The sequence below is a fragment of the Streptomyces mirabilis genome (assembly GCF_039503195.1).
In the GTDB taxonomy this organism is placed as follows: domain Bacteria; phylum Actinomycetota; class Actinomycetes; order Streptomycetales; family Streptomycetaceae; genus Streptomyces; species Streptomyces mirabilis_D.
In genome coordinates, this window is sequence record NZ_JBCJKP010000001.1 from 4,718,132 (window position 1) to 4,741,865 (window position 23,734).

Here is a 23,734-nt window from a genome sequence, read left to right on the forward strand (position 1 = left end):
AACACGATGAATAGGAAGAGGATGAGGTATGGCCAATCATGGCGGGCCCACCGAGTGAAGCGCCGTATCCATCTCGAAATGCGATGCATGACTCTCCTGATTTCGACGGACAGGCCACGCTTTGGATTCCTATGGCTTGTGAGTGATTCCAGCTCCGTTCTTAATGCGATCGCACTCTTCGTTAAGGTCCATGTCGGTGATGGGGCGGTAGGTAAAGGTCTGCCATGCGTTGAGAAGCAGCAGCACGCAACATATGCCCAGGATCCAACCAGGCCAGAAGTATTGAGTTCCACTGAAGGGCCACGCTGCAACAAAGAAGCAGTTGATCACGACGCCGGTCACGAGAGTGGTGTAGAATCTACGCTTCTTTTGGACTCGTCTGTGAGCCCACTCGACCGCCGCGGGGCTGTATTTTGGCTGCGAACTGTCCGCCGCGGAGCTGTCTTGTGACTGCGATCTGCCTGAGTTCTGGGAGCCCGTCATAGCCGCTCCTGGGGTCGCACCGTCGCCAATTGTTCCATTCTCCCTCTGACTGGGTGTGCGTGCCTCCGGTGGGTGCTCTTACGCGGTGCGCATCTAAGCACGCGAGGATGTCTCTAGACATGTGATGTCCGCCGTCAACGACGCCGTCGGACATCTCGGCAGGTACTACCAGCAAGCCAACACTGGCAGGGTCCGGTCCTGTCACCTAGGGACTGGGAGGTAGCGCTCCCCGCTGGGCCGTCCGAGGCCGCTCAGCAGCGACCGGTGACGACTACTAATGACAGTCGTAGCGAGCGCCACCCGCAGGTCACCCAAGTGGATCTGCGACACTAGTAACGCCATGCCTAAGCCCGGAGAACTGAGCTGAAGTGCGCTAATCCCGCGTACCGAGAGCAGTGCCAGGTGAGTGTCTAACTGCGTGACAACGCCGACGAACACCGACAGACGAGCGCGGACGTCTGCGAACCATCCGCGCAGTCGAGAGCCACACCACTCCACGGCAGAGCCCACGCCCAAGTTGCTTCGGGACGAAGAGGTCCTGACGGCAACCTCTGACGGCAACGTCATCAGACTGCACCGGCCTTGGGCGCCTCCAGGGACACTCGCCATGCTCCGTCGCGGGCTCCGCACCCAGGCAGGAGGTTCAGTTGATCGAACTCCTAAAGCGGGTGTCGCAGGTTCGAATCCTGCCGGGGGCACCAGGGCAAAGGCCCCGGACCGATCATGGTCCGGGGCCTTTGACATCTACTTCTGACTGTGAGGATGTCGGTGGTGCCGCACGACCGGGCGGCCTCTTCCTGAGCAGCCGGTCCACGTGGCTCATGGCCTCGCGCTGGGTGTCCTGGACGACGTGGGTGTAGACGTCCATCGTGATGCTGATCTGGGAGTGCCCGAGGATCTCCATCACGACACGGGGCGCGACTCCGGCCGCCGTGAGGAGGGTGGGTGGCGGTGCCGTGCCGGGCGTCGTGGAGGCCGGCGGACTGGGCGACGCGGGTGAAGGAGCGGTAGACGTTGCGCGGCTCGACCGGGCGGCCGGTGCGGGTGGTGAAGACGTACGCGGACTCCTGCCACCTCTCCCCGCCTTCGCGCGGGCAGCCGCCTGCCGCATGCGGTGCCAGCGCAGGGGCGCGATGCAGAGAGCGGGCAGCGGAACGGCACGGCGACGGCGGCTCTTCGGATCGTCGTCGTACAGGACGCCACGGCGGCGCTGCATCTGCTGGCGGACGTAGAGGACGCGGTTGTCGAGGTCGACGTCAGACCAGTGCAGGCCGACGATCTCACCCCGGCGGAGGCCCATGGCGATGGCGAAACGAAGGCCGCGTAGAGCGGGTCCTTGCGGGAGGCCGCAAGGAAGTCGAGCGTCTCGTCGAGGGACCAGGGATGCAGTTCCTTGTTGTCGGTACGGGGCGGCTCGACGAGCTTGGCGACGTTGCGGGTGATCAGTTCCTCACGGCAGGCGGACGAGAGAGCCGAGCGCAGAACTCGGTTGGATTCCTTGGCGGTTGCAGCGGTGGTCTCCTTCTCCAGGCGGACGAGGAACCGGCACACGTCGGCGACGCCAAGCGACTCCAGCCGCTTAGCGCCGAGCAGGGGCACCAGGTAAAGCCGTACGTGCGCCTCGTACTTGTCGTACGTGCTGAGCTTCCGCCGAGGCTTGATGACGTTGTCCAGCCAGTACGGCAGCCACTCGGAGAGCTTGCCGACATGGTGGGTACGGGCACGCCCTGGTCGACCTTGTCGAGCAGTTCACGGCGCTTGGTGTCGCACTCGGCCCACGTCTTGCCGTAGGCGAACTTGCGGGCACGGGTGCCGTCCGGCTGGAGGACGTACACCGCGCACTGAAAACGCCCGTCCTTGCGCTTGGTGATGGTGCCAGCGCCGTTGGGGTTCCGCTTGCGTTGCTGGGCCATCAGGCAGCCGCCTCCAGTTCGTTGGTGATGTATTCGCGGACAGCCCACGCCGGAATGCGGCGGCACCGGCCGGTGGTGATCGAGGGCAGTCGACGGGAGAGGATGCGGTCATAGACCGTGGACCGGCCGAGCTTCAGCCGCTCCATCACGTCCGGCACCGTCAACAGCTCGTCGTCATGCATGGGTCGGCTCTCCTTCCGTTCCGAGGGCGGGTTCGAGGGATGCGGCAAGCCAGGCTTCGGCGTCCGAGAGGCCAGTTCCGGCGAAGACCCAGTGCGCAAGGACGTACGTCGAGTCAGGCTCGGGCCCGTTGGCTGTTGCGGCTTGGGCTCGGCGCCATTCGGCGCGGGCATCGCGGAGGGCGCCGAGCGTGGTCGAGTAGCGACGGGACTTGGTGGAGAAGTGGCCGCGGAAGCCGAGCATGTGGGCCCAGGCGCGCAGACGGAGGTGTTCGAGGTCTTTGTGTGCGCCGAGGGTCCATGCGGTGCGGATGAGGCGGCGGGCGTGGTCGCTGATGTCGAGCTGGGCGAGTTCGGCGGCGAACTTCAGCGACCGGTCGAGGGCTCCCGTCGCGGTCTCGGCACCCTTGGTGGCGTACTTGGCGATGTAGGCGGCGACTGCTCGCTCGGTCAACTCCTGGCCGCCGTTGAAGTCGGCGGATCGGATGGTGCGGATGTCGAGTTGGCGGCCGAAGGTGAAGGTGTGGGAGCGGCCGTCGATTTCTGGGCCGTCCACGGAGGCCTTGGTTGTGGCCGCGCGGATGGCGTCGGTGAGCAGTTCGGCGGTCGCCCAGGCGGGGGCAGGGTGTCGCCGCCGGTAGAGCCGTCGAGGCGGATGACGGCGTGGAAGTGGACGGCGCCGCGCTTCTGGTACTCGGCGACCTTCGCTCGTGGGGTCGAGATCACCGAGCAGGCCCGATCGGACCGTGTCGTCACCGACTCCATCCGCCTCAACGGCAGCCCCATCGACCCGGCCGCCACCTACCGCGTCGCCACCGACAGCTTCCTGGCGGGCGGTGGAGACGGCTTCCCGACGCTCGGCCAGGGCACGGGCGACCTGGTGGGCGGCGACGACCTGGGCACGCTGGAGAAGTACCTGACGGCCGGCTCCTCCGCTGGCAGCCCGATCGCACCGCTTCCGGCGGACCGCATCACCGTCGTGTGGTAGGCGCCGTGCGCCGGAAGTGACCTCGGGGGCGGCCGGACCGGCCGCCCCCGACGTGTGTCAGGCCTCCCGCTGGTCGCGGGGGACCAGGTACTTCCAGCCCGCGTGGAAGAGGGCGGCGAACAGGACGAAGGATCCCAGCGGAACCAGCACCGTCAGCGGGACCACGGGCGAGCCGTCCGAGGTGAACAACAGTCCGATCGACAGTACGGTCATGCACCCGAAGACGATGAGCGCCCCGTAGACCGCCCACAGCCAGGCCCTGCGGTGCGCCGCCCGTTGCCGGATCAGCGCCTCCACCTCCGGCCGGCGCGCCCACGCCATGCCGCGGTACGGGGCACCGACGGCCAGCAGACCGGCGACCTCGGCCGGCGGGTTGTCCAGCTGCCAGTCGTCGATGTGCGGCAGGAGGAGGCGCCGGCCCTCGGTGTCGTAGAGGTAGGCGAGCCAGCGGCGGGCGGAACCCATGGCGTTCGGAACGGGCTCGGCGCGGATGTCGTAGATGGCGGACCAGGCGCGGGTGCGCTCGGTGAGGGCGCGGCGGACTGTAATGCCGGCAGGGTCGACCAGCGTGCGGCCGCGCCGCATGTAGAGCCCCAGCCGCGCGAGGGTCAGCACGAAAATGACGGCGAGGATGAGCATGGGCCACCGGGACGGGTCGCCGTGCCGCATTGTCTGGGAGAAGGCGAGGATCGGAATGACCGACGGCCCCAGAATCCTCACCAAGGGCGTCTTCTTGTACTTGCGGTACTCCCGCACGATTCCGACGCCGGCCGACGGCATGGCGCTGTTGTCCACCGCTGTTCTCCCCACCCGATGCACACGAACACGTGCGCGACTGGGGAGAGGATAGGGGTGTTCCCTAGAGTCCTACCCCTGGGGGTATGCCGCAGGTCAGCGCAGGGTGCCGCCGTGGGCGGCGACGAGACCGCGCAGGCTCAGGCCGCCGATGAGAGCTGCTCCCGTCGAAACCAACCAATCAGCCATCTCGCCTCCACCCCTAGACCTGATCGCGTCGCGCGAGGAGGGCACCGACGAGCACTGACAGCACCGGAAGGGTGAGGACTGCCCTCGCCGCCCTGGGGCGGACGCGTACGGCGCGCTGACATCCACCGCTGACTACCAGCCGCCCGAGCGTCGGCCAGTATCGGAGGAGGAAATGGCGAGACGGCTGGCGACCCCCTGCACTCCGAGCTCAGACATCTCGACGTTCATGAGCCCTCACGACCTCTGACAGGGATGAGGCCCGCGCTCGCCGTGCCACACCTGTGCCAGATCCAGCGGGGAGTCACGGGGAACGACAGTGGCCGGCGGGTGACCAGCCACCGGTCTGCCCACGCGGGCGGTTCGCAGGTCAGAGCGGCACTCGCCTCACCTCGCTCCTTAAATGAGGCGGCTATCCCTGGACGGGAAGATCAGGATGGGTGGCCAGAAAGATCATGTAGGCGATCGCCGCTGCCGCTCCCAAGAGGGACAACACGCCTCCCACTACAGCTCGTGTCCCGTTCGCTCGCCTCGACTTCGATGCGCGATACTCGACAAAGGCCCGCACCAGGCCAACGAGCGCCAGAGGCAGCGCGACGAAGCTGACCAGTATCCAGAACGGACAGCAGAACCAGAACGCCAAGGACGCTCCGCCGAACCAGACTGCAAGCTCTGCTTTCTCTTGCGTCTCGTCCGGGGTGCCAACAGAAATCATGGGCTGATCCAAGCAGAGCCCTAAGACCCTCGCGGCCGTCCGGACTCCGGTCGAGCACGGCTTCGCCCACCTCAAGAACTGTCGCGTGCTCGCCAAGGTCCGCACCGACCCAAGGTGGGCAATCGCGCTGGTCAGGGCCCTGCTGGTCCTCACCAACCGCGAAGTCTCCCGATAACCGACGATCTTTCACCGAAATCACCCGCCCCCGACCAGCGCGAGCATCCCGAGGCCCACACACACCAGAACTCACACCTGCAACTCAGGGATGCCCGCCCCGCAATGTATCGGAGCATGTCAACTCTCAGTGTGGGCCCTCCTTTTGAGGGATGGGATGATCGCCGGCATGGAGATCCTCAGATATGTGTTCCTCGTCTTCCACCTCTTCGGGTTCGCCGCGATCATGGGCGGCCTCTTCTATCAGCTGAGGGAGAAGAACCCGGTGGCCGGCAGCTACATGCCAATCAGCGCGGTCATACAGTTGGTCACCGGTGCGGGACTGATATGGACCCGGACGTCCCTCGACCTACCGGTGGACAACGCGAAGATGGGGGTGAAGCTCTCCCTGGACGTTCTGGTGGCGGTGGCAGCTCTGATGGGCATGCGCAACAAGCAGCAGTGGGCCTTCTACGCCGTGGGGACACTCTCGGCGGCCGCGGTCGTCGTGGCCGTTGCGTGGAAGTAGTTCCCTCGGCGTCGGGCGTGACGGACCTTCAACCGCCCGAACCCCAGGGTTCCGGAGATGCGGATCGTCGGTCCGGTGGGGTGGAGTGCCGCGGGGGCGTATGAGGGAGCCGTACAGCAGAACCTCGCCGCCGGCCTGTTGGGCGATCTTCTTGCCGCTCTTGCCTCTCCGCAACCTCCCGCGATCTCATGGCGTGCCGACCCGCTGACGGATCGTAGGCGGCGGCCGGTCGTGGCCACAGCCGAACCCGGCATCCCGCCGACACCGGACCCGTCCGATGATCTACGCCATGGTCATCCGTCGGCGACCTACGCGAGTACCCGAATCACCCTGCACACCAGACCCATGACCTGCGACTTTACGATGCACACCGCCCACTGGCCGGCGATGCCACTGTGTCTGCGGCTGTCGTCGGCTCTCCCGCAAGGAGGGAGTTCCGCGCTGCGACACTTCCGATGACGAGCGCGCAGGTTACGGCACAGAGGAATGAGACACATTGGCCGACACGAACGGTTGGGACAGGGGACGCCTGTTGGTCCTGTGGGGAGTGGCGGTACTGCTCGCGATCGGAGGAGCAGGGATCTTCCTCACGATTCGCGACATCAGAGGGGACCTCGCAGCGCTGGAGGACTCCGGCAAGGCGTTCCTAAAAGCCCTTGGCTCAGGTAACGGCGAGGCCACCTGCGCCCTCATGACCCGGACCGCGCAGTCCGAACTCGCTGCCGCCCAGCACAAGGACATGTGTCCGCAAGCCGTCGAAGCGCTGGTAGGACCCCTGAGTGGCGCGGAACGAGGCAAGTTGGCCGACGCCTACGCGTCCCGGTTCTTCGCAAGGGACAGCAGCCTCGGACACATAAACCTCGACGACAACCCTCTCCAGATCAGCGAACTGCTGCTTTCGAAGGTCGACGGAAAGTGGCCGGTGACCGAATGGCGTTAGTGGTCCAGCTCTTGATCGCGATCTTCATGGCTGATGGGCGGCTTGCCGCTGGTAGTGGCATCTGCGGGCCCGGGCCTGGTGGCGTCGTCGCCATGCGGACCAGCGAAGCCGGTGTCCAGCTGTATGGATGGGCTGGGCGACGAGTGGGGTGAACAGGTGCTGGATCTCGCTGCAGGTCAGCGGGATCAGTCCGTCCGGGGCCGGTTGTTGGGCGCGATCGTGGGCGGTGGCCGCGGCGAGGAAGGCGTGGCGAGCATCGCGAGGGTGACCCAGCGGTGCCAGGACGTCCATCGTCTGACCTGGTGTTCATCCAGCCCGGCCAGGCCCTTGCTGGACTGGAAGGTCTCCTCGACCGTCCACCTGCGTCCGGCCACCCTGACCAAGGTGGACAGGGGTACTCGGGTTGCCGAGTAGCAGCGGTAGAAGGCGAACTCACCGGTCGTGCGGTTCCGGCGGACAAGCAGGTTGCGGTGGCCGGGCTCGTCATCGGCAATGTCGGCCAGGGCCCAGTCGTAGAAACGGTGGCCCTTGGCCCCGGAGCCGGCGGAGAGCTTCTGCCAGGCCCGCTTGGGCAGCTTCTTGACCAGGGCGTCGGCGCGGAGCCTGCCCGCGCGGGTGGTGATCTGGGCGTTCGTTTCCTCGCGAGAGGGGGTAAGGCTCGGAATGGAACGGGCGGAAGTCGGCGTCCCGGTGCGCCCTGTCGAACTAGTGCCGCGACAGGCTACGTTCGCCTCGTCGCGGCACTAGGCTGCGATTCCCCTTCGAGCCGATCGGGTCGGGGAGGCGCGGAGGTCTGCGATCACGGACCGGCCGCGGAAGACATCGGACCGCGCACCGCCGTCCACTGCGGCCAACCGGCGCCGGGCCCGCCCCCGCGCGGAGCGGCGCACCGCAGTCGATCAGTGCTGACCGAATTCCGGGACGGCGCTGTCGACCAGAGCGCGGCCCCCGTCGCCGGAGCCGCCGAGGGTGATCTCAACGGTGGCGTCGCCGGAGGCGGAGGCATCATGTGCCCCTGGACGGCTGTCAGTGGTCGTTCAGGTAGTAGTGCGAGGTGCTGGTGCTGGACGGGAGGCTGGGGCCCAGCCAGATCGTGATCAAGATCTCGTCGCCCTCGGGCAGGTCGTACGCCCCGCCGTCCGAGGCGCTGTAGGTGCTGCACGAGCCCAGGCCGCCCGAGGAGATCCCGGTGTACCGCAGGGCGTATTCGCCGGCGATCGAGGTCTCGGCCCAGACCTGGATCCTGGGTGCCAGTCCGTCGGCGGCGGTGTCGCACACCTTGATGACGTCGCCGTGCTCCTCGACGTAGACCGTGCCGCCCTGCGCCGAGTCGGCAGTCGTCCAGGTGTGGTCCCAACTGCTACCGTCCGGCGCGGTACTCGCCGACGCGGACGACGCGCCGGCGAGGCCCCCGCCCACAAGGGTGGCCGTGGCCAGGGCCAGAGCGGCGATCCTTTTGCGCTTCATGCTTCTCCCTTGGCGTTGATGTGACTGTTCACGATCAAGCTCCATGGATGAAACCCCGTCATGACTCAGCCAGTCAAGGGCGGGGCCAAGGGGTTGATCCCATGCAGGCCGTTGTCGTAGACCTCTTAGAGGGCGGCCCCGACCATGAGGACGGTCAGCTCATGTCGGGTGAAGGCAGGATCTACCGGTTCAGCCTCTTCTACGACTGGAGGCCGGAGGCCCGCTGTCGCGGCGCGTACTTCCATAACTGGACCGACATCACGGAAACTTGGCAGAGCGGGCCCCTGGTTTTCTCGAACAGCCGACGCCCTCCGATGGATGTCCCGCCGCTCGGGCTGACATCACCACGTGACATCAACGTCGCCGGACGCCAGCGCACCGGGCCAACCGGCCGAGGACCAGGAAACGGCCGCGAGCATGGGTTCGGGCAGGCCACCCGAAGCCGGGATCGAACTCCTAAAGCGGTGCTCACTCTCTAGATCGCTCAGTACCCGGGCGTGAAGCCGGCGGACTGGTCGAGGCGGAATGCGGAGCCCGGAGCCGTCGGAATCCAGCCCGCTCGCAGGGCGAGCCGAACAGCCGCAGCAACACCGGACGGCAGTACAGGCTCAGCCTCACGACCGATCCAGTTGCTCGGATGTGGCTGGTTGGTGGTGACCACAAGGGTCGTACCCGGGTTGTCCGCATGCTCGACCGCGAATGTGCACGGCGACCAGGCCAGGCCCTCGGAGTACGTCGGCCTGCCTCGCAGCCGCCAGCTATAGGCCCTGCCGTCGACAACGATCCGTCGTGATCCCTTGCGGACCAGCGCCATGACACCCCCTCCAACAGCGAAGATGCTAACGAGCCCAGCCCCGCCGTCCGTCTCAGTTTCCGTCTCATTCAGCACCGTTCGCGGCCGTTCAGACAGGACCGGAGGCGGTAGCCGCCCAGATGACTGGCCGCCCATGAACGCAGGTGAACGGCCCCGAACGTTACGCACCACCCCACCACCACAGTTGGAAAGCGTGTTGGCCAGGTGATGAGGGGGGTGGGGTCTGGGGCCTGCAACATAGTCCCGAAGTGGCTCCCGGGGACCTTTATGCCCACCCCCCTTGACCGCGGACCTCGAAGGTTCTCTGACCGGTCTCACTCCGCCAGGCAAGCTAGCAGGGGGACTGACAACGGGACGGCGGCCGGGAGTTGCGGTACAGCAGAGAAGTACAGCAACCCCAGCAACCGGCAGTACCCCGCAGCGGCCGCCATGGGCTTCCGGACAGCCTGTATGGCCTTCAATGACCGATCTCTGTAGAGCTACGGATCAGAACGTGATGCCCTCGATGCACGAGGCGCCGAGGGCATCACGACCGGTATTCATGCGACCTGCGCCCACGGTCCGTTGGTGTCGGACTTCGGGATCCAGAGCAGAGGTTGACTCGTGCGACAGTAGTCGTCCGCTCCGTCCTCCCAAGGGAAGCGTCCGGCCCTGTCGGGCCACGGCCGGATCCACTGCCGGTGCAGCCCTTGGAGCCTGGCTAGTCCATAGGTGAACAGTTCCCCCGACAACCCTCACGATGATCGCGTCCCATGAAGTGGTGTAGCCGGGCAGGGTCCCGGAACGCGCGGGTATCTGCCCGGGGCGTGCATCCGCTGGCGGTGCATGCTCCCTGAGCAAGGGCAGGCCATCGCGCAGTAGTTCGGAGAAGAGGCCGCGCACCATGCCCGTGGAGTAGTCGTGATCCACCATGGGTGTAGATCCTTTGAGGGGCCGCCCCACGTCGCTGACCTGCTGCGCTGAAGAAACGGCCTGCTCGTGGACCTTGGAACCCTGAGTGGATCCGCACCCTTCGGCTTTGGACGTCAGGGTGGTCAGCCCGTCTGCCGCAAATCGCCCTGGTCTACCCGCCTACCCGGTTCCCGGTGATCGAATAATGCTCTCGTTGAAGCTTTGAGGAGTCTGTAGGATCAGCTAACTTCGGGGGATGTGACGCTGGGGCCCGGGCATCGGACGGGCGCGCTCCCCTTTCGCGCTTTCGGGGAGGGACCACCTTGGCTGGTCGTACTCTGTCGTGTTGTCGTGTGGTAGTGCGCCGCGTGGGTTTGGCCGTCGTGGCGACTGCGGCTGTCGTGGGGATGATGAGTCCTCCGGTGTCGGCCGAGCCGGTGCCGACGGCCGATGAGGCGGTGATGGGGCCGTACGGCAAGTCGGTCCTGTACGAGTACCTCTACTCCGCGGGACGGACCGGGTTCCTGCACCACACGTACGGCCAGGGATGGCGGTGGACGGACTACGCGACCGGAGAGTCGACGACGCCGGACATTCCGGCGGACGGCAGCGCGGGGCGGATCTTCAACACCCACGCCGACATGGTCGCCTATCAGACCGGCACGAGCGGGGTTGTGCTGATCGACCCGGCCGGCGGCGGCAAGCGCACCCTCCAGCTGCCGGAGGGCTTCACCCTCCGTTCCGTGCAGGGCGACACCGTCCTCGGCGTCGCGAACGGCGAGTGCCATCTCTTCCGTCTCACGTCGGACGGGTCGCTGGACGACCGCCCGGTGACGGACGTGCCCAGTGGCGCGACCTGCGGCCTGTCGTTCCTCCCGGACGTCGGTGATGGAAACGGTGTGGTCGTGCACTACCGGTCGGCCACCGGTGACGGCGTCGGTCTGGTGGATCTGTCGACGGCCCGGATGAGCGTACTGCCCGTGCCCCAGAGCTATTTGGGCAGCGTGCAGGTCACACCCCAGGCCGTCGCCTGGTACGACTCCTCGGCCGGCGTCGAGCGGATCGTGTCGCGCGACGACCCGCAGGCCACGCCATGGAGCGTCCCGAAGCCGTACGCGCCGTACAGCGTCGTCCTCCGTCTTGTCGGCTCCCGGGTTCTACGGATGACCATGGACCCGGGCCGGACCGTCACCGTCGTGTCGTCCGACGGCGTCGTGACCAAACCCTTGGACCATGGCTGGGAGGCCTCCGACAATCTCCTTCCTGGCCCGGACGGGGATCTCCTCGTGAGCGGTGAACTGAACGGCGAATACGGGGTGCACCGCCTCTCCGAGTCCCCCGACGGCGGCCTGCAGCGCAGCGCCGTGCTGGACATCCCCTGGGTCCCCTCGCGCACCAGCTCGCTCGCCCTCTTCCAGGGACGCCTCGACACCGCGGACACCTACGTCGACAACGTGACGGCCTATCACGAGCGGAAGCTGGTCGTGTCCGGCACACCCTCGGTCATCACGCGGGAAAACCTCGGCGATGCCGACTCGTGCGGGGCAAGCGGCTGTCCGCTGTATCCGACCGGCGACGGTCGCGTCCTCTACCAGACCGTGTACGAGGGGAAGGCCGTACTGCGCCTCGTCGACAAGACGCAGCCGACCCCGGGCACGACGATCGACACGGGCCTGACCGGCCTGAGCGTCGAGAGTGTCTCCGGACGGTACGTCGCCTACCGCACCGCCACCGCGACCGTGGTGCGCGACCTCGACTCGGGCGCCGTGGTGCGCACCGCCTCGGCCGCGCCTGCGGCGCTGTGGGGCGCCACCCTGTGGCAGTCTGCGGGGGCGGGCAAGGTCACGGCCACCGACGTACGCACCGGGACGGTGAGCCGGACGCTGTCCGTGGGCACCTCGTGCACCCCGTCGTCCGTGCAGGCCACCGTCCGGTACGTGTATGTGGAGTGCGGCGCCGGCAAGGACACTGCCTTCTTGGCGAACCTCGCCGACGGGACGGTGCGCGGTCTGCCCACCGGCTCGGCGCCCGGGCTGCTCGGCGACGGCTTCGTCGTACGTGTCGGCGCCGACCGGCAGGTCACCCTCACGGACGTCACGTCCGCGACTCCGGCGACCCGCGTGCTGGGCACCGCGCGCGGCACGACTGCCGGTACGGATTGGACGGTTGATGCGTACGGTGGCCAGGTCGCGTACGTCGACGCGGACGAGAACGTGTACGTCGTTCCCACGGGCATCCCCGTCGGGGCGCTCAGCGTGACGGACTCGTCGGTGCCGGCGAGTGCGCACGTCGTGATGGAGGGACCCGCGTGGAAGCCCCGCTGGTGGATCTCGAAGCCCGTCGGCTTCTGGCAGCTCACGATCAAGAACCGGACGAGTGGAAAGACGGTGCGTACGCTCACTGGCGGTGAGGCACGCGGGCAGATCACGCCGAGTTGGGACGGCTGGACCGGCGTGACGGGCGTCGGCGTCCCGGACGCCACCTATGCCTGGACCGTCACCGCCTGGCCCGCGGACGGGCAGGGACCGGAGGTGGTGAAGTCCGGCTCGGTGAAGATCACCGGCGCCCAGGCGGCGTACCACGACTTCGTGGGTCGCGACCGCAGCGGCGACCTGCTCACCCTCAACTCCTCCGGAGCCTTCACGTTCCAGCAGGGCACGGGCACGGGCACCTTCTCCGGCAAGACCTCGGCCAGCGGCTGGCCGACCTCCGCCGCCGCGGTGCCGTTCGGGACCGGCGACGACCAGTGCAACAGCGTGCTGGTCCGGCTCGGGAGCGGAGAACTGCGCGACTACCGCGCGGGCTGCGGGGCCCTCAAGCCGAGCACGCCGTACACCTCGCTCGGCACCGGGTGGAACGCCTACGACAGCCTCACTGCCCCGGGTGACCTGACCGGCGACAGCCGCCCCGACCTGCTTGCTCGCAACGAGTCCACCGGTGACATCTACCTGTTTGCCGCGCAGAGCGACGGGTCGCTTGCGGCGGGCAAGAAGATCCGTACGGCATGGACCGCCTACACGAGGATCGTGGGCGCGGGAGACCTCGACGGCGATGGCTACGGCGATGTGCTGGCGCGGGACAAGGCCGGAACCCTGTACCGCTACAACGGCACGGGGACGGGCCTGTTGAAGGACCGCGTGAAGGTCTTCTCGAACTGGGGCGGGTCGTACAACGCCGTCGTCGGCGTCGGCGACATCAACGGCGACGGGAAGAGCGACCTCGTCGAGCGGGACACGGCGGGCAATCTGTACCGCAACAACGGTGACGGCAAGGGGTCGTTCGGGGCGCGAGTGCAGATCGCCACCGGCTGGCAGGGCTACAAGGGCATTTTTTAGCCGACGTCAGTGCCTGGGCGACGCATGTCATGCCCTCGGCGAGGCCCGGTAGCGGCCGGAATGACCGTCACTGACCGATCCGGCGAGAGCTCCGGACCAGAAGGCTTCTGACATCCGCGGCTGACATCAACGCCACCGGACGGAGGCGTACACCAGCGCCTCCGTCCGGCCGTCGAACCAGCCGATGACCGCAGCCGGAGCAAGGTCGGAGCGAACTCCTAAAGCGGGTGTCGCAGGTTCGAATCCTGCCGGGGCACACGACTAAGGGCCAGTTCAGAGGCTTGATCCTCTTGAACTGGCCCTTTGCCGTGATCGCGGCCGTGCCACAAGGTCCGCTAAGAGTCCACATCACCCCGCGTCTTGCGGATCACCGAGCCGAGCCGATCGGCGATCTCACGATCACGGCCGCTGACTCGCCATCAGCAGGGAGCAGGCCCCCGCCGCGCCGGCCGACGGGGTCCGGGCCTGCATCCACTGCCGGCCAGACGCTGAGCTCGGGATACTCGGGTAGTCAGGCGCTGCGCGACTTCCGGCCAGCCGCCTTCTTCCCCGTGGTCTTCTTCGCTGCAGCCTTCTTGGCAGGCGCCTTCTTCGCCATCTTCTTCGAGGCAGCCTTCTTGCGAGGCTTCATCTTCCAGCGCCGGGGGTTGCCGTGCACATCGAAGATCACCGCGAGTACGGAAACTGGCGCGGGGTCTACAACCGGTTGCGGATGTGGGTGGTCGACGGCACCTGGAGCGGGCCTTCACCGAGATGATGACCCAGGCCGACGCCGATGAGGACCTGAATTGGGCGGTCTCGGTGGACTGCACCATCGTGCGCACGCATCAGCACGCGGCCGGGGCCCGTAGAAAAGGGCCCCGGCCGGCGAGCCCCACGACCATGCCACCGGCCGCTCCCGCAGAGGACTGAGCACCAAGGTCTGCCGCGCCGCAGACGGGAACTGCCGGCTCCAGGGTCAAGAAACTGGCAGGGCGATGCTGTCGATCGCGGCGTCGGCGATTCGGTTCCTGGTCTTCGCGTCGACCCCTGCCTTGGCGAGCGCTTCGAGCCCGCGATGCGTGGTGAGGATCAGTCCGCCGAGCGCCTCGGCGTCGGCGGCCGGATCCAGGTGCCCGGCGCGCTGCGCCTGCTCGACAAGCTGGCGGCAGCTGTCGAGCAGCACTTCGTACGCCGCGAGTGACCTGGTCGCGATGGCGTCGTTCTCCGACGCCAGTTCGGCCGTGGCCTTGGCCAGCAGACAGCCAGGCTGACCAGTGTGGTTGTCCGGCGCCGTGAGCCATTTGCGGAGGCGGTCGAGGGCCTGGTCCTCCGGGCCTTCGAGCAGGGCGGCGGCGCCCTCGTCGGAGCTTGCGCAGTACTCCTCGAATATTCGCTGGAACAGGGCCTCCTTGTCGCCGAACGCGCCGTAGAGGCTTCCCTTGCTGAGCCCTGTCGCGCGGGAGAGATCGTCGACCGAGGTGCCGTGGTACCCGGTTTCATTGAACTGCCGGCGCACAGTGGCCAGGACGTCTTGCTCGCTGAATTTCCGTGGTCGCCCCATGCCTCCATGGTACGCAGTTCTGAACCATCGGTCCAGAACCTGTTATTGTGGACCGTATGTTCAGAACTAGCATTTCACCCGACACCACTGAGTTCGCAGGAAAGCGCGCGATCGTCACGGGAGGCACTCGCGGGATCGGCGCGGCCATCGTGCAGCGGCTGCTCGACGGCGGCGCGACCGTCGTCACCACGGCGCGTAACGCCTCCGACGAGACGCCGAAGGCCGCCACCTTCATTCAGGGCGACATCGGCACGCTCGCGGGCGTGCAGGCATTCACTGCAGCAGCGCTCGACGAACTCGGCGGCGTCGACATCGTGGTGAACAACGCGGCGGCGGCACGCGCCCACATCGGGGGCATCTCCTCCATCCCCGATGAGGAATGGATCGACGCACTCGACCTCAACTACCTGTCCGCCGTGAGGGTCAACAACGCGCTGCTGCCGGCGCTGCGCGAGGCCGGGTCGGGCAGCGTGATCGTCAACATCTCATCGGGAGCGGCCCTCACGCCGGCGCCGCCATTGGCTCACTACGGTGCCGCCAAGGCCGCCCTTAACACCTACAGCAAAGCGCTCGCTTCCGAGCTCGCTCCTGCCGGAATCCGCGTCACCACGATCATCCCCGGCAACGTGCTCACCCCGGGCGCCGACGCGATCCGCCAGAACTTCGCCGACGCGATGGACGTCCCGCTTGCCGCCACCACAGCGGGCATCCCTCTGGGGCGTCCCGGAGACCCGCGCGACATCGCCGAGGCCGTCGCCTACCTCGCATCGGACCGGGCTCAGTGGGTCACCGGAGTAAGCCTGACAGTCGACGGCGGTGAACTCCCCGTCATCTAGCTCCCGGTTCGGTCAGCCTCTTGTACGGCCCACAACGACCCCGGCGGCGCGAGAGCTGTCCCACGCCGCCGGGCGTCAAGTCGAGCAGCTGACCGACCAGGGTCGGGCTCGTGAGTGCTCCGCGTCCAGCAGCCTTTTACAACGCAGTACCGCGAGCTGGTTCATCTGGGTGCCTCATGTACTGCGTAGGGCAGCGAGGCGGCGCTCAAGAAAAGGGCCGACGGCGGGACACGTCAGAGGGGCTGCAACGACCGGGTGTTGCAGCCCCTTTGGTAAAACCGAGTGTGTCGTTCGCAGGTGTCGCTGCCCAGATGCATGCCAGATGGCGTCGACCGGCGTGATCGCCTGGCGGATCGACGCCATCTGATCCGGGCATACGTGTGCCCCCGGCATGGCTGCTGGGGGCACTCAATCAGTGCAGCAGCGAAATACAGCAACCTCAACGACCGAATCCGACCAGCCGCGTCTTCGTATGGCTGAAGCGCGACCTGCATGACCCTCAACGGCTGATCTCTACAGAGCTACGGATCAGAAGGTGCACGACGCAGATGGTCGCGTGCCACATCCGTGCCAGATGCAGGGGTCAGCCGCGGTCAACAAGGGCGACTGCCGGGCATCGACATGCCCCGCTGACATCAACGAGCACGGTCACTGACGACCGGGACGCCCCCTGAGCAGCCGATCCATGACGCGTGGCCTCGCGCTGTGTGTCCTGCACGACGTGCGTGTAGACGTCCATGGTGACGCTGATCTGGCTGTGCCCGAGGATCTCCATCACGACGCGGGGCGCGACTCCGGCCGCCGTGAGGAGAGTGGCCGTACCGTGCCGGGCGTCGTGCAGCCGGACGACTCGGATGCCGGCGAAGTCGGCGATGCGGGTGAAGGAGCGGTAGACGTTCCGCGGCTCGACCTGGGCCGGTGCGGGTGGTGAAGACGTAGCCGGATGCCTGCCACTTCTCCCCCGCCCTGACGCGTGCGGCGGACTGCCGCATCCGGTGCCAGCGCAGCGGGGCGATACAGAGCGCGGGCAGCGGTACGGCGCGACGACGGCGGCTCTTCGGATCGTCGTCGTGCAGGACGCCACGGCGGCGCTGCGTCTGATGACGGACGTACAGGACACGGTTGTCGAGGTCGAGACCGGACCAGCGAAGGCCGGTGCTGACTCTGACCAGGAGGGTCGAATCTCAGCCCGTTCTCGTCGAGGGCATCGAAGACGGTGGCCCGGCTCCCACCCGACTGACGACGGCGGGCTCGAGCCGTCACCGATTGGCGTACAGCGCTTCCAGTTCCCCCGAGAGTGCGGCACGTACGTTGCGGGTGACCTCGTCGACGAGCACTTCGGGTTCGTCATTGAGCAGCGCCGTCATCGTCTTGTCGGCCACCTCGGAGGCAAGGATCTTCGGGGAGTCGATATCCGCCGCCAAGTCGGTGTCGACATAGCCGGCATGCACGCCGACCACCAGCGTGCCCTGCTCCCGCAGCGCCAGTCGGAAGGCATTCGTCAGCGACCACTGAGCGGACTTGGAGGCCGCGTAGCTCGGAAACTGCCTGTTGGCCACCCACGACGCCACGGACAGCATATTGACCAGCGCTCCGCCGCCATTGGCGGCCAGTACGGGCGCGAACGCACGCGACACAGCCCAGGTGCCGAAGTAGTTGACCTCCATCTCGCGCCTGGCACCGTCGAATGCCCCCTCGAGAAGGGACGGGCCACCAGTGACCCCGGCGTTGTTGATGACGATGCTGACATCATCGGCGGCACGTGCTGCTGCAGCGACCTGCTCCTCGTCGGTGACGTCCAGTCGCAGCGAAACAAGCCCAGGACCCCGGATGGTCTCCGGTTCCCGGGCACCGGCGTAGACCTTGGTGGCGCCGTGAGCGAGCAGTGCCTGGGCGAAGGCCGACCCGATGCCACGGTTGGCTCCGGTGACAAGGGCTACCGAACCCTTGATGTCCATGATCACCCTCCTTGACTGCGGATCCGGAGGACTCCCTTCTCCTGACGCTAGGCCCCGGACGGCGGCTGGTCCACCCGGCAACCTGACCGCACCTGTGACGGTGCCCTTACGCACTCGATGGCGGACCCGGCCGATCGGACCTCGGGGACGAAGAGGCTCTGTGTCCGCCGCGTGCCCGATCCAACGGGATACGGCGCACGGGAAAGAGGGCCACACCGGCGCTCCGGCCCAGGTCAGAAGCCTCCCAGGTCAGCCCACGTCCGTATCAGTCGTCTTCCAAACAGGTGCTCCAGGAACGGGCAGCGACGCTGACAGGGCAGACTTCGCAGCCACGTGATCAAGGTCGCGACACCGTCCCACGAGCGTGCCAGAACGACGGGGGAGCCGCGGGGAACCACGGGCACACGGGGGGGGTGGAAAAGAGAGCGGCCCACGACCAGACGTGCTGGTCAGGGGCCGATTCCCACTGGCTTGGCGGTGCCAGGATTCGAACCTGGGTAGGCATAGCCGACAGGCTTACAGCTTCCAGGCGCGCGGGCGAAAGGCTTCCGGCAAGCGCTGTGCCCCGGGTCGGGTCCAGTCCAGACTGGCCCCATGGCCAAGGGCGAGCATCGTGCAACTTTCAAAGAGATCATGGACTCTTTGGACCCCGGGAGCACCCATGACGTCTGGCTCTCCGTCGTGAACACCGGCGTGATCGACGGTTGGGCCGGAGGTACCTGGCACCTGACCGGACAAGAACTGGACGTACGAGTCGCCCGACGACTCGCGGTCAGCGCCGACCTGATGGTGTGGGGACGCGGGGGCAGCACTCAGCTGGAGGACGTGCCCGCCGAGCAGCGCGCCGCAGTCTGGGAAATGGCCAGCCGACGTTACAAGGGCCCCGGCGGCAAGGTCGAAGCTCCCGAATGGCCGGAGGAACCGCTCTACTGCGCCTTCAAGTTCGTCTCGGAGGATGGACGAAACCTGCTGCTGATTAACGAGTCCTGCTGAAGTGGCGCAGCACCGAGAGAAACCACGGCCACGTGCCCGTTGCGTGCCCGTATCGAGGGGAAGCGGCGGGGAACGACGGGGAGTCACAGCAAGGGCCGACCATCGCCGCAGCTCAGCGAAGTGCCAGATCAGTCTTGACCCGCAACCGGACTCTTCGAAGCTGGTGCTCTGCCGCATCGTCAGGTACGGATGATTCCGCCGTTGACGGTGCGGATGGCGCGGGCGAGCAATCCGCGGCGCACGGCGGTCATGTGGGTTCGTGACCGGTTGGACGAGCTGTTCACCGATGAGCGCTTCGCCGACTGGTATCCGGTTGATGGGCGACGGGGGTTGTCGCTGCGGGCCTGGTCAAGCGGCGTGGTGCGGTGCGTACGGATTCCTCGGCGAGGGCGTGGATGTCGTCGGGGTCGCAGGTCCAGATGATGACCAGCGTGGATAGACTTCTCAGCTCGCTCGGTCCGATCCAAGATTCACGAGGCCAACGCGGATGGGTCTGGTGCAGGTTTGGGTGACAGGTTGACCTGCCCCACCTCTCAGGTTCCAGTTCTGCTGGGTCGTCGGTCGAGCCCGCCAACTCGGTGATACACGGGGGGGCGTCTGCGACGGTCTGGGAGAAACGCGCCACGTCCGCAGAGGGAAGGGACCGGTTGTAGTCGTCCTTCACTGCGGGGTCCGTGATGAAGATATGTGTGATCATCGGCAGACCCCACCGGGGCACTTGCCCCTCGGACGCGCTCTCCGTTGGGGACTTGATGGCGCCAACCTGTGGGAGAACCAAGCGCTGGCCCAGGCTGACATCCACAGGTGACATCAACGACGCCGGACGCCAGCGCACTTGCATGCCGTGAAAGGGCGCTCAATGCTGACCGATGCCGACAGCTTCCGCCAGCTCGACAACAGGTCGGGCCGTTGATTGATCGGGCGGCCGCACGTCACGGCCGCCGATGATCAGTTGTCGACTGCTGTTCGCGCCCGCCGCCTACGACCCGCCGGCGAAGAAGCCGGACTTCAGGTCCTCGATGATGGCGTCGAGTGGTCGCCCACTGACGATGAACGGTCCGCTCCAGGGCGCGCTGAGTGCGAAGAGCAACGCCAGGCTCAGCCCGACGACACTCGCAACACCTACGATCAGCAGTGACGTTCGCAGGCTGCTGCGGAAGACCAGTGCGCCGGAGTTCACGATCAAGGCCAGTCCGCTGACCACAAGCGTGACGACGTAGAGCGCGGGAACGTCGCGCGAGGCGGCCGCGATGCGGGCGCGACGACTACTGGTGACACCGTCCATGGAAACCACCAGCTCCGTGCCTGTCGGGGTTCCCACCTCCGGACGGGCCGCCTCGGCGCGCACACTCCGTTCCAGGCGTGCGATCGCGTGAGCGGTGGCGGGGTCGTCACCGGACGCCGCTGCTGCAGCCTCCCACTCCCTGGCACGCGTGGTCTGCAAGTAGTCCAGCAGTGCCGCATGGATCGGCTCCGACTGGACGCGCGGACTTGTCGCCGCCCATGCCAGGCGGGAGGCCGCGGCCGCTTCGTCGCTCACCAGCCCCTCTGCTGCGCGCAGGTAGCCGGCCTCGCTGGCCAATGTGAGTGCCGCAAAGATCGCAAAGGCAGCGCCGAGGGTCGGCATCAGGGGCGTGGCGATCTGCGGCACCCGATCCCGTTCCTCGACCGGTACGAGCGCACGGACGCCGACCCGCGCCACGGCCGCGACCAGTAGGGCCAGCACGAGCCAGCCCACCACCAGCACCACCGCCGGCAGCGAGGTCAACCAGTTCACCACATCACCTACAGCGCGTTCCCGTGAGCGCCCTGCGGCGGCGGCACATCGGTCCCGCGACCTGGAGCTCCTCGTCGATCACTTTTAATGAACGCTCCATGATCACAGGTTGAAGACCTCTGGCGCTCGCGACGCCCGGCACGGCATGTCCTTTCATTGGCCGAACAGCCGAATACGCCCAGTACGAGGCCGTACTGACGACGACCGCAACGCCCATCGCGCCTTTCGTCTCATTCACCCTCGTCCAGCGCTGTTCAGCCGAGACCAAAAGCCGATCCCAATCCGGTGGCGAGCCGCCCATGAACGCAGGTGAACGCCCCCCGTACACACACCCACACCCGACCAACCCAGTGGGAAAGCGTGTTGGTGACGGTCGAGTTGGCCATGCGTCACTCCTGGACCCACGACACGTGATCAGCTTGGGACGTGGAGACCATCATCGCCAGTGCCATAGCCGTCCTCGGAACCTTGCTCGGCTCGGGAATCACACTGGCGTTTCAGCAACGCACCACCGACAGAAGCCACCAGTTCGCCCGCCGTGAGAAGCTCCGGCAAGAACGACTCGACGCCTACTCCCTCTACGCCGGCGCGCTGATCAACTACCGCCGCTGCCTGGTGCACCTGTGGTTCTGCGAGCACGAACAACCGCCACCCGAAGACCCCGACTCCGTCCGGATCCGTGCCTACGACCTGCGCTCAAGCGCACAAGAGGCCCTGTTCCGGGTCCAGATGCTCACGGACGACGCGACCCTGGGTCAGACCGCGGAGGCCGTCCTCGCCGACATCACCGCACTGACCAAGACGGAGACCAGAACCCAACTCGACCAGCGCCGAGTACAGACCCGTGACGACATCAGCCGACTCGTCAGAGCAGCCAAGCAGCATCTTTGAGGCACTCCCCGGACGCACCCCTTCGTACGGGCTGTCCAGTGACAGCCACACATCAGCAGGACCGCACCACAACCGCACCAGATCGAGCGGGGAACGGCGGGGAGTCACAAGGAATAGTGAGGAACCCGCAAGTGCTATGAGCCGACTCAGTGAGGGTGCGGCCAGGCATACGCGCGCCCGGCCGGTCGGCGTCCTCGCCGTCGTGGCTGTATGTCGTCGGTCGAGGCCCAGACGAACCCGCATCAAACTCTGTGCAGACGTCATCGGTCACCCAGCTGCGGCCGACATGGCAGAACTGTGCATCCTGACGAACCCCGACGGCCCGTACGTGAAGGTGCACTTCCGGCTTGAGATCGAGGACGACTGGCCCCCGGCGTCGGTGGAGAGTCTGTGGGCGGTGGACCAGGGCGACGGCACCGTGCGGCTCGACAGCATTCCCTGGTTTGTTCGAGGCATCGCTTGCGGGGACATCGTGGCTACCGAGGCGGATGAGGAGGAGGGCGTGCGATGGGCCGGCGAAGTAGTTCGGCGTTCGGAGAACTGCACCATCCGCCTCATCGTGTTCCGTGACGGTGGTTCGGGAGCTGCACGGCAGAGCGTGATCCATGCGTTTCACGAACTCGGAGTCTGCGGCGAGGGCATCGAGCGGTTCGGCATGGTCGCCCTGGACGTCCCGCCCACCGCCGATCTCGCCAAGGTGCAGAGGCTGCTCAATCATGGCGTGGCCAAGGAGTGGTGGGACACGGAAGAGGGGTGCATCACCGCGCAATGGCGGGCGGCTTCCACCGGCTGACGCCGTTCACGTACCCCATGGCCGGGCCCCGTCCCTGGGCCGTCCGAGGTCGCCCGACAGTGGCCGAGGGCGACCGACGACGGCCACCGGGCGCACGGGACCGTCGTGCCTGAGCAGGGAGAACTCAGGCTTCCAAGATCCCCGACAAGGCCCAGGGCAGGAAAGCCTGAGAGGGGTTCTCACGTGGCAAGTTTCGCGAGCTTCTTGTAGCAGGTCAGGGCGGCGGCCAGGCCGAGGAAGGCGAGGAAGTGCGAACCCTTTCGTTCGTATCGGACGGTGCGGCGGCGGCAGCCGAAGAGGCAGGCGGTCGACCGTTCGATCTTCCAGCGGTGCCGACCGAGGCGTTCGCCGGACTCGATGCCGCGCCGCGCGACGCGCGCGACGAGCCCGCGCAGCCAATCCTGCCGAGGGCACGGCGAGAAGGGCACCCACGGATCGCCGTAGGTGCCCTTTTGCGTCCAGGTCTGACGACCGGCTCACCCGGTGGAGGCGACACGGCCGCCAGGGGCCCAGCGGATGTCGACCCGGGTCCGACGCCTCGCCGACGCCGTGCCACCGATCGACCGGATCGCCGCGAACCGCGACGGTCCCCCGAACAGAGGCCCCCCGTCGTTACTGAAGCCATTGGGCCGTTCGGAGGAGTTGGGGCAGCGAGACAGCCGCGAGTGTCACGGGCCGTCAGCTGCTTTTTTTCCTGCTCTCAGCGTGATTCCACGCTAGGACAGGGCCGACACCCGGGCCCCTCCACAGCGTCAATGGCCCATACAAGGGAGAGTTACGGATATATCTGCACTTTGTAACGCGAATCGTTTCCTTGGCCTGGTGTCGCAGTGGAGGGCCACAGTGTGGGCCTCGGCACCGAGCCGGGAATTACGGATTGCACGCCCGGCCCGACCAGGGTCGGTGTGCACGAACGTGAGGTGACAGATTCATGTCTGTTTCTCGTACGGCGGTCCGCCTGATCGCCACCTGCGTGGCTTCGGGCGCGCTTGTCGGCGCGGCCGCCATGCCGGCCCTGGCCGCCGGAGGCGGCCACGACCGCGACAACGGGAGGGGTTACTCGCACAGTCACCGGAGCGACCACGACTACGGCGGCCACTTCGGCGACCGGGACCGGGACCGCGACCGGGGCTGGGGCTGGGGCTTGGACCGGGGCCACGACCGGGGCCACGACCGGGGCTGGGACCGGGGTCACGACCGGGACCGGGACCGGGGCTGGGACCGGGACCGGGGCTGGGACCGAGGCCACGACCGGGGCGAGCGCCACGGCTGGTACAGCGACCGGCACCGGGATCAGGACCGCTACCTCGGCCACCACTAGCCCGCCTTGGCGGCTGTGCGGTGACGCGCAGGCCCACACCCCCTGCCACCCGTCGTCATGGCCGGCACGACCGCTGTACCCAGCCGGAGGGCCGAAGACCGTTCCTTGCGGTCTTCGGCCCTCCGGCCACGTGTCGCACCGTGCGGTCGTTGCCCGGGTACCCGAATCCGCCGCCGCCCAAGGCACCGACACCCATAAGATTCACCTGATCAAATTCTGATATACGTCTACAGG

Annotated in this window: 19 protein-coding genes, 1 tRNA gene and 7 pseudogenes; 12 read left to right on the top strand and 15 right to left on the bottom strand. The window is 67.0% G+C overall.

The features are described 5' to 3' along the window. Nucleotides 1-129 precede the first annotated feature (129 nt). The gene (locus tag AAFF41_RS51625; protein WP_425526140.1) at nucleotides 130-483 is read right to left on the bottom strand and encodes a 2TM domain-containing protein; all 354 of its coding nucleotides are present in this window, start codon (nucleotides 481-483) and stop codon (nucleotides 130-132) included. 640 nt (nucleotides 484-1,123) lie between these two features. Between AAFF41_RS51625 and AAFF41_RS21765 the strand changes: the two genes are divergently transcribed. Further along, nucleotides 1,124-1,184: transfer RNA gene (locus AAFF41_RS21765), tRNA-OTHER, on the top strand. Nucleotides 1,185-1,204: 20 nt separating this feature from the next. On the opposite strand, the pseudogene AAFF41_RS21770 reads toward AAFF41_RS21765, so the two are convergent. The 3 genes and pseudogenes from AAFF41_RS21770 to AAFF41_RS21780 form a co-directional block, all read right to left on the bottom strand. Beyond that, a pseudogene (locus tag AAFF41_RS21770) lies at nucleotides 1,205-2,396 on the bottom strand (tyrosine-type recombinase/integrase). Then, on the bottom strand, nucleotides 2,396-2,578 hold the full coding sequence (locus AAFF41_RS21775; RefSeq protein WP_343324478.1) for a helix-turn-helix domain-containing protein: 183 nt from the start codon (nucleotides 2,576-2,578) through the stop codon (nucleotides 2,396-2,398). The pseudogene AAFF41_RS21770 and the gene AAFF41_RS21775 overlap by 1 nt, the downstream one beginning before the upstream one ends. After that, nucleotides 2,571-3,361: pseudogene (locus AAFF41_RS21780) on the bottom strand (replication initiator). Before AAFF41_RS21780 ends, AAFF41_RS21775 begins: the two are co-directional and overlap by 8 nt. On the opposite strand from AAFF41_RS21780, the pseudogene AAFF41_RS21785 reads away from it, so the two are divergent. Next, nucleotides 3,315-3,563 (top strand): annotated as a pseudogene (locus tag AAFF41_RS21785) (5'-nucleotidase C-terminal domain-containing protein); the annotation flags it as partial. The pseudogenes AAFF41_RS21780 and AAFF41_RS21785 overlap by 47 nt on opposite strands. 57 nt (nucleotides 3,564-3,620) lie before the next feature. Here AAFF41_RS21785 and AAFF41_RS21790 read toward each other — a convergent pair. Next, on the bottom strand, nucleotides 3,621-4,358 hold the full coding sequence (locus tag AAFF41_RS21790; RefSeq protein ID WP_343324479.1) for a PH domain-containing protein: 738 nt from the start codon (nucleotides 4,356-4,358) through the stop codon (nucleotides 3,621-3,623). Nucleotides 4,359-4,956: 598 nt separating this feature from the next. Continuing rightward, on the bottom strand, nucleotides 4,957-5,259 hold the full coding sequence (locus AAFF41_RS21795; protein WP_343324480.1) for a hypothetical protein: 303 nt from the start codon (nucleotides 5,257-5,259) through the stop codon (nucleotides 4,957-4,959). Between the two features lie 10 nt (nucleotides 5,260-5,269). Between AAFF41_RS21795 and AAFF41_RS21800 the strand changes: the two are divergent. The 3 genes and pseudogenes from AAFF41_RS21800 to AAFF41_RS21810 form a co-directional block, all read left to right on the top strand. After that, a pseudogene (locus AAFF41_RS21800) lies at nucleotides 5,270-5,434 on the top strand (IS5/IS1182 family transposase); the annotation flags it as partial. 168 nt (nucleotides 5,435-5,602) lie between these two features. Beyond that, on the top strand, nucleotides 5,603-5,941 hold the full coding sequence (locus tag AAFF41_RS21805) for a hypothetical protein (RefSeq protein ID WP_343324481.1): 339 nt from the start codon (nucleotides 5,603-5,605) through the stop codon (nucleotides 5,939-5,941). Between the two features lie 496 nt (nucleotides 5,942-6,437). After that, the gene (locus AAFF41_RS21810) at nucleotides 6,438-6,881 is read left to right on the top strand and encodes a hypothetical protein (protein WP_343324482.1); all 444 of its coding nucleotides are present in this window, start codon (nucleotides 6,438-6,440) and stop codon (nucleotides 6,879-6,881) included. Between the two features lie 24 nt (nucleotides 6,882-6,905). Here AAFF41_RS21810 and AAFF41_RS21815 read toward each other — a convergent pair. The 3 genes and pseudogenes from AAFF41_RS21815 to AAFF41_RS21825 form a co-directional block, all read right to left on the bottom strand. Then, nucleotides 6,906-7,507 (bottom strand): annotated as a pseudogene (locus AAFF41_RS21815) (transposase family protein); the annotation flags it as partial. A 400-nt stretch (nucleotides 7,508-7,907) separates the two neighbouring features. After that, nucleotides 7,908-8,348 (bottom strand): hypothetical protein, encoded by a 441-nt coding sequence (locus AAFF41_RS21820; RefSeq protein ID WP_343324483.1) that lies wholly within the window; start codon nucleotides 8,346-8,348, stop codon nucleotides 7,908-7,910. Nucleotides 8,349-8,832: 484 nt separating this feature from the next. Next, complete coding sequence (locus AAFF41_RS21825) at nucleotides 8,833-9,162, bottom strand: hypothetical protein (RefSeq protein WP_343324484.1); 330 nt, start codon at nucleotides 9,160-9,162, stop codon at nucleotides 8,833-8,835. Between the two features lie 1,313 nt (nucleotides 9,163-10,475). On the opposite strand from AAFF41_RS21825, the gene AAFF41_RS21830 reads away from it, so the two are divergent. Together AAFF41_RS21830 and AAFF41_RS21835 are read left to right on the top strand one after the other, a co-directional pair. After that, the gene (locus AAFF41_RS21830; protein ID WP_343324485.1) at nucleotides 10,476-13,388 is read left to right on the top strand and encodes an FG-GAP repeat domain-containing protein; all 2,913 of its coding nucleotides are present in this window, start codon (nucleotides 10,476-10,478) and stop codon (nucleotides 13,386-13,388) included. A 418-nt stretch (nucleotides 13,389-13,806) separates the two neighbouring features. Further along, nucleotides 13,807-13,899, top strand: a complete 93-nt coding sequence (locus AAFF41_RS21835; RefSeq protein ID WP_319754908.1) for a DUF6233 domain-containing protein — start codon at nucleotides 13,807-13,809, stop codon at nucleotides 13,897-13,899. Here AAFF41_RS21835 and AAFF41_RS21840 read toward each other — a convergent pair whose 3' ends face one another. Further along, complete coding sequence (locus AAFF41_RS21840) at nucleotides 13,900-14,058, bottom strand: hypothetical protein (protein WP_343324486.1); 159 nt, start codon at nucleotides 14,056-14,058, stop codon at nucleotides 13,900-13,902. Nucleotides 14,059-14,346: 288 nt separating this feature from the next. Beyond that, complete coding sequence (locus AAFF41_RS21850) at nucleotides 14,347-14,931, bottom strand: TetR/AcrR family transcriptional regulator (protein WP_319754907.1); 585 nt, start codon at nucleotides 14,929-14,931, stop codon at nucleotides 14,347-14,349. A gap of 56 nt (nucleotides 14,932-14,987) precedes the next feature. Between AAFF41_RS21850 and AAFF41_RS21855 the strand changes: the two genes are divergently transcribed. After that, complete coding sequence (locus tag AAFF41_RS21855) at nucleotides 14,988-15,767, top strand: SDR family oxidoreductase (protein WP_319754909.1); 780 nt, start codon at nucleotides 14,988-14,990, stop codon at nucleotides 15,765-15,767. A gap of 648 nt (nucleotides 15,768-16,415) precedes the next feature. Here the strand turns inward: AAFF41_RS21855 and AAFF41_RS21860 are convergent. Together AAFF41_RS21860 and AAFF41_RS21865 are read right to left on the bottom strand one after the other, a co-directional pair. Then, a pseudogene (locus AAFF41_RS21860) lies at nucleotides 16,416-16,921 on the bottom strand (tyrosine-type recombinase/integrase); the annotation flags it as partial. Nucleotides 16,922-17,026: 105 nt separating this feature from the next. Beyond that, nucleotides 17,027-17,725 carry an SDR family oxidoreductase gene (locus AAFF41_RS21865; protein ID WP_319754754.1) on the bottom strand — a complete coding sequence of 233 codons (699 nt, stop codon included), beginning with the start codon at nucleotides 17,723-17,725 and terminating at the stop codon, nucleotides 17,027-17,029. Between the two features lie 594 nt (nucleotides 17,726-18,319). Between AAFF41_RS21865 and AAFF41_RS21870 the strand changes: the two genes are divergently transcribed. Further along, nucleotides 18,320-18,718, top strand: coding sequence for a hypothetical protein (locus AAFF41_RS21870; protein WP_343324487.1), 399 nt, complete (start codon nucleotides 18,320-18,322; stop codon nucleotides 18,716-18,718). Nucleotides 18,719-19,697: 979 nt separating this feature from the next. Here AAFF41_RS21870 and AAFF41_RS21875 read toward each other — a convergent pair. Beyond that, the gene (locus AAFF41_RS21875) at nucleotides 19,698-20,495 is read right to left on the bottom strand and encodes a bestrophin-like domain (RefSeq protein ID WP_319754752.1); all 798 of its coding nucleotides are present in this window, start codon (nucleotides 20,493-20,495) and stop codon (nucleotides 19,698-19,700) included. Nucleotides 20,496-20,921: 426 nt separating this feature from the next. Between AAFF41_RS21875 and AAFF41_RS21880 the strand changes: the two genes are divergently transcribed. Continuing rightward, nucleotides 20,922-21,386: a hypothetical protein gene (locus AAFF41_RS21880; protein WP_343324488.1), complete on the top strand. Its 465-nt coding sequence runs from the start codon at nucleotides 20,922-20,924 to the stop codon at nucleotides 21,384-21,386. A gap of 304 nt (nucleotides 21,387-21,690) precedes the next feature. Next, the gene (locus AAFF41_RS21885; protein ID WP_343326328.1) at nucleotides 21,691-22,179 is read left to right on the top strand and encodes a DUF4265 domain-containing protein; all 489 of its coding nucleotides are present in this window, start codon (nucleotides 21,691-21,693) and stop codon (nucleotides 22,177-22,179) included. Between the two features lie 179 nt (nucleotides 22,180-22,358). On the opposite strand, the pseudogene AAFF41_RS21890 reads toward AAFF41_RS21885, so the two are convergent. Then, nucleotides 22,359-22,577, bottom strand: a pseudogene (locus AAFF41_RS21890) (IS5/IS1182 family transposase); the annotation flags it as partial. A 533-nt stretch (nucleotides 22,578-23,110) separates the two neighbouring features. On the opposite strand from AAFF41_RS21890, the gene AAFF41_RS21895 reads away from it, so the two are divergent. After that, on the top strand, nucleotides 23,111-23,500 hold the full coding sequence (locus tag AAFF41_RS21895) for a hypothetical protein (protein ID WP_343324489.1): 390 nt from the start codon (nucleotides 23,111-23,113) through the stop codon (nucleotides 23,498-23,500). Nucleotides 23,501-23,734: the final 234 nt, after the last annotated feature.